The sequence below is a fragment of the Calditrichota bacterium genome (assembly GCA_014359355.1).
GTDB lineage: Bacteria > Zhuqueibacterota > Zhuqueibacteria > JANLFK01 > Oleimicrobiaceae > Oleimicrobium.
This window is the reverse complement of record JACIZP010000178.1, coordinates 1-5,529: the sequence shown is the minus strand read 5'-3', so window position 1 is coordinate 5,529 and position 5,529 is coordinate 1. Positions and strand designations below refer to the sequence as shown.

Annotated in this window: 3 protein-coding genes; all 3 read right to left on the bottom strand. The window is 64.6% G+C overall.

The window, feature by feature from the left end; translation table 11 throughout:
• A partial coding sequence (locus H5U38_07710; protein MBC7186902.1) for a hypothetical protein occupies positions 1-486 on the bottom strand: 486 nt, incomplete at its 3' end.
• Positions 487-488: 2 nt separating this feature from the next.
• Positions 489-1,391 carry a hypothetical protein gene (locus H5U38_07705; protein MBC7186901.1) on the bottom strand — a complete coding sequence of 301 codons (903 nt, stop codon included), beginning with the start codon at positions 1,389-1,391 and terminating at the stop codon, positions 489-491.
• 110 nt (positions 1,392-1,501) lie between these two features.
• The coding region (locus tag H5U38_07700) for a carboxypeptidase regulatory-like domain-containing protein (protein MBC7186900.1) at positions 1,502-5,529 on the bottom strand (4,028 nt) is incomplete at its 5' end.

The following is a 5,529-nucleotide window of genomic DNA, read 5'->3' as shown; positions in this document are numbered from 1 at the left end:
GGGTTGGCGATAACCCAACCCTATTCCCACTTTTCTTCCGCGCACCCGGAAAGGCACACCGAGGGCAAAACCGCTCACCAGCGGATGAAACCCCACATTGGCGACCAGCTCGGGATAGTGGACCGCTGCCGAGGGTGCTCCATAGTCGTCGATGATTGCGTCCAGCTGTTCGTTCAAGGTGCCGGAGAGATCGGCCAGGGATTGCGCGTTCTGCGCCAGCCCAGGCACCCAGTCCAGCACCACGCTCCGACGATGCAGCGCAGCAAGCCCGGCGGGATTCCAGCCCACGCAACCGGCGTCGACGCGGCTGGCGGCCGGGCCACCGAGAGGGGCCATGCTCCCGCCGAGACCCAGGAATGCTCCTGACAAAGAAACCTCCACCCGAATGTGACGACCAACCAACTCGGTGATCGGCCGGTCGCCTTGGGCCAGCGCAACCGAGCTCAGGAGAAGCAGAAGGAAAGCCGTGTCGGGGCGTAGCTTCATTGTCAGAACCACAGTGAGACCGAAACCCTGGGCGTGTTTGCAAGAAAGTGGAGTTGATAGGCAAAGTCGAACCTGGCGCCGAAACTTTCCCGGAAGTACTGGATGCCGAATCCGCAGTTTGCCTTGCCGTTGGTCACCGGGTCGAGGTTTTGCGACCAACCGGCGCGCAGGTAGAGCAGCCTGAAAAGGAGCCATTCCGTGCCGAGACTGATGCGGTCCTTCAGGTCAGTGTACAGCGACTTGTCCACATCGAGGGCCAGCACCAGGTTTGGCCTGGCCAGGTAGGCTGCACCGACAATCAACGCCGCCGGGACTGCCTCCCCGTAGGAGGTGCGGCGCGTCTCATTTTCGTAGTGCAGATTGTTCAAGAAATCACGGAGCAACAGCCCTACGGCCCACCGACCGGCCGGCTTCCAGCGGAGCCCGAAATCGAGTCCGTAGCCGGTAGCAGTGCCCTGAATGCGCTGCTCCCCGCCTCCTGCGTTGTTGCCAAAGCTGGACCAGCGCACTTTCGCCGTGAGGCCAGCGGAAAGAGCGGTCCCCAGTTTGCCTATGAAGTCCAGGCGGCGTGCGTAGCTGACGTACACGGCTGACTCGCGGAGCATGTCGTCGCCCGAGGTGAGGAAGCCTGCGCCCACCCCAGAACCGCGACCGATTCCCTTAGCCGCAGCCGCTATGGCATAGGGCACAAGGCCGAATTGCCGCGCGTACATGGTGCTGACCTGCCAACCACGGACGGTGGCCAGGCAAGCCGGGTTCCAGAACAGGGCGTAGGGGTCGCTGGCCAAAGCGACGTAGGCACCGCCCATCCCCATCGGCCGCGCACCATACCCCACATCCGCGAACGCAGCCGGTATGTCGGCGCGGGCAATGCCCGCGGCCCCCAGCGCCATCACCACAGCCACGGCCCAACTGCAACTCTTCCTCAGGCGCGGCCCGCCTGGGCTCGCGGGTCGCCCGGGTATCACCTGCGTGCCTGTGGCGTCCCCCCTCTTTGTTGTGCGGGGCGTGGCTCTCATTTCACCAGCACCACCGGCGTGAGCATCTTCTTGCTCCCCTCACCGTCCTTCACCTCGATGTGCAGCAAGTACCTGCCGTTCAGTGCCATTGTCCCGCCATCGGTCCTGCCGTCCCAGGTCACGCTGAACCTCTCCCCCTGGGCCACCGTCGCCTCCGCCAGTCTCCGCACCAGCTCGCCGGTCATGTTGTAGACCTTTATGGTCACAAACACCACAGAGGAAGTCTGCGACGTCGGCCGGAAGGACACCTGCAGGGGAGCAACGAAAGGCGAAAAAGGCGTAGGCTCCGCCTTGAATTCGCGAATGCCCAAGGGGAGCGATGGTTGCATTACCGCCCACTGACCAAGCACGCTCACCTCCGCCTCCAGGCCACCCGTCACGGCGACGGACGGCAGCTCTTCCCACGCCAATCGTGAAGGGTTCCATGCGAAGAGGGTGCACCCGCTGGCACTGGAATCTGGCATGGGCAGGCTAATGAGCATTGGCTTGCGCAAGGCGGTACCCCCGGGCTGCAGAGCGTAGGGCCGCCCGGCAATGTGGTAGCCTGGGATCTTCTTCTTGACGTCGGGCAGATCCGGGTAGGTTAGACCCAGGCTCAACGGGCTTGCGACGCACGCCGCCGGCAATGAGAAGGTGGCCCCGCGATAATCCTTGAGCACTCTCGCCGCATCACCCGGATTGACCGTGGCCACCACCTGGAGCCACAACGAGTCGGCGACTCCAGAGTACGCATCGCGCAGCACAAGGCAAAGCGGGCCGATGTAGTCGCGCTTTGGCGTAAGTCTGCCGTTCTCCGAGAGCGCCTCCACCGCCGCCGGGTGGTCCACTGACCATTGGGCCTCGATTGGCACCTCCCGGCCGTCGGAAGTGGTGGCGCTGAACGAGAAACTCGCACTTCCGCTATTGGAAACCACCGCAGGGCCAGAAATGGCGACGTTGGCCACGCCGACCCTGTCCAGGACAAAGTTCACGTTCAGGCTGTCGCCGCCGCTGTACAGGCTCACCGTGCGCGTGCGCGGCGTGCTCAAATGCCCTGCCTTGGTTACCGAGACCTGGTAGGCGTTTGCCGTCAAGCGCGCAAACCCATAGCGCCCTGTGGCGTCGGTGGTGTCTTTGTAGGCGGTGGCTCCAGCCTGTGCCTGTACGATTGCACCCTGCACAGGCTCCCCCGACTTGAGGGTCACCTTCCCGCCGATGGCCCCGTAGATGCGAACGAGCCGAAAGTCAGTGGTGTCGCCCTTGGTAGCCGAGACGGTGCGCGTCACGCTGCGATAGCCACTCTTGCTCACGGTGAGCTGATAGGGATAGAAGACAGGGAGGGCCTTCAACTCGTACCGCCCGTCGCTCTGCGAGGAGGTCCTGGCTTCGTTGCCATGTCCGTCCCCGGCAAATACGCTGGCCCCGGCCAACCCCTGGTTGGTCTCGATGTCGATAACCGTGCCCCAGATGCGGCCGGCGTTGGGGGCCAGCCGCAAGGAGATGTTGCTCTGCGGCGCATTGACTACCGTGTCCCTGGGCCAGGTGTAGCCAGTCAACTGCGCGCTGAGCCGATACTGCCCCGGCGCAATGGGCGCGATCCTGAATGCGCCGTTGCTGCGACTCACCGCGGTGAAGCGAGAGGCCCCATCGGTCCTTTCCGCAATCACCAGGGCATCCGAAAGAGGTGTGTTCCCGTCGCTCACCACGCCCTCGAGCCAGGCTTCGTGCCGCCTAAGGCGCAGGTCCAAGGATACGGTGCTCCCCCCGCGCAGAGAAACCCCCGTGAGGAGAGTATCAGCGAAGCCCTGCTTGCCAGCCCGCACGTCATAGCTGCCTTCCACGAGGAACAGGCGCCCTTTGTCGTCCACGAACTGGAACTCGCCCGCCTGATCGGACACCGTCGAAGCAACCGTTTCGGCACCGCGTTGGAGCCGGACCGCTGCTCCGGAAACCGGAGCGCCTTCCCGCGCGCTCAGCGTCCGCCCCCGCAGGCCAGCAAAGTGGGTCCGAAGGGTCAAATCGAGCGTCCGTTCTTCCCCGGCTCTCAATGTGACCGTCACCGGAGCTACATCCCAGACGTAGCCAGGCTTCCGCGCCGAAACCGCAAATGTCCCGCCGCTTGCGGAGATCGGCAGCACGTAGGCGCCAGTCTGCGAGCTGATAGTGGCAAACGTGTCCACGCCGGCAACGGCCAGCACACGCGCGGCAGACACACGGGCACCGAACTCGTCGAACACCGTGCCCACAAGCCGAGTGCTCAGTGGCGTCAAAGTCAGCTCGAGGTTCGTGGTGCCCCCTGCCTGGAGCGGGCCGGTCTGGCGCGCCAACGGCACATAGCCGGGTTTCGTAGCAGTAACCGTCACGCCAGTTGGCTGCGGGTCTAACTCTATCTTGAAGCTGCCGTCCTGCCGCGAGGTGGTGCCCAGGCCGCCCGGTTCGATCGCCAGAGAAACTGATGGAATTGGGTTCCGCGTGCTGGCATCCAGCACTGCCCCGTGCAGCGTGGCCACCGAACGGGTGAGGCGTATGTTGCGTCCCTCGAGCAGCTGCGCCTGCCCCACTTGCACGGTGATGGTCTCCGACGAAAAGCCGGCCTTTTCCGCGGTGAGGGTCCAGACCCCTGGTTCCACTCCCAAGGAGTAGTTGCCGTTGTCATCGCTCATGGTGGTCTTTTGGCTCGGACCCACAGCCCGTACCACAGCTCCAGCCACACCTGAGCCATACAGTACTCTGCCCTTGACGACGCTGGCGTTGGGGGGCAACAGAAAGTTTACCCCTTGCACGCTCTGGCCGGCGCCCACGGTCACCTCCACCGGGGGCGGATCTAAGTGCCCCTCCTTCTTGGCGGCCACCACGTATACCCCCGGCGGCACCGACAACATGTAGCGGCCGCCTGCATCCGTGGCGACGCTTTGCCCGCCCGCCCTGACCGTGGCATTGGCCAGGGGAACCACGCCGTCCGTGGTGACGGTGCCGCTAATGCTCCCGGCATTCGGTAGCAAGAGCAATTCGATACCGCTCACTGTCTCGCCGGGCGCCAGGCTGATGACCTGCGAGCCCGCTGAGCTGAAACCGCTCTTGCGGGCCTCAAGGGTGTAGGTGCCAGCACTCAAGCTGAGCAAAAAGCGCCCATACCCGTCGCTTGTACCGGACTGTACCGAGCCTGCCAGGGGGATGGCGCGGATTTCGGCCTGAGCCAACGGAGCAAGTCCATCGGTCACCACACCAGCCACCAGCGCAGCCATCGGCGTGAGGGAAAGAGGCGGGCTCAACTCGTAGGGCGTTCCCCCTGCAACGGAGACACCCCGTTGCGTCGAGGGGACGAATCCTGCTTTGCTGGCCTGCAGGATCCAATAGCCATCGAACAGCGAGAGCGAAAAGCGACCGGTTGCGTCGGTAGTTGCCTGCAGCCTCTCGCTGCCTGAAGTGGCAACCACCGTGGCGCCAAAAACGGGCACTCCCGCATCGTTCACCACCGCGCCGGTGAGCGCATTCCGGTTGCGCGTCACAACCAGGGCTGTGGGCAAGTCCTTCGCCTCGCCTGCCTTGACCTCGACGGCCACCTCGGCGCTGGCGCGGAAGCCACTCTTGGTCGCCGACACACGCCAAGAGCCCGGCGGGAGAGCGAGGCTGAACTGCCCCAGTTGATTCGTCGCGCCTTCGCGCACCAAGTCGCTGCGCAAACTGTGCACGGCGCGCACAGTAGCCGCAGCGACCGCCTGCCCATCCTGATCCCGGACGTTCCCGCGCACTGCTGCCGGGTCAGGCTGCAGACGGAGTGCCACGTCGTAGGCCTTACCATTGGCCAGAACGAGGGTGTCGCAGAGCGGGGCGTAGCCTTCGCGACGCGCGTTGAGCACATACACCCCAGGCGCGAAAAGCACCCCATTACGCCGCCCCTCCGTATCGGTGGCCAGTGGCAAACCCAAGTCTACGCCGACCAGCGCGTCATAAGTCACTGTCGTCCGGGGCAGGGGGACATCATCGTCCGGCGCTTCGGTACCGCGGGCATCCAGCGTCCGTAGGTTCACGGTGGCAGCTGGCG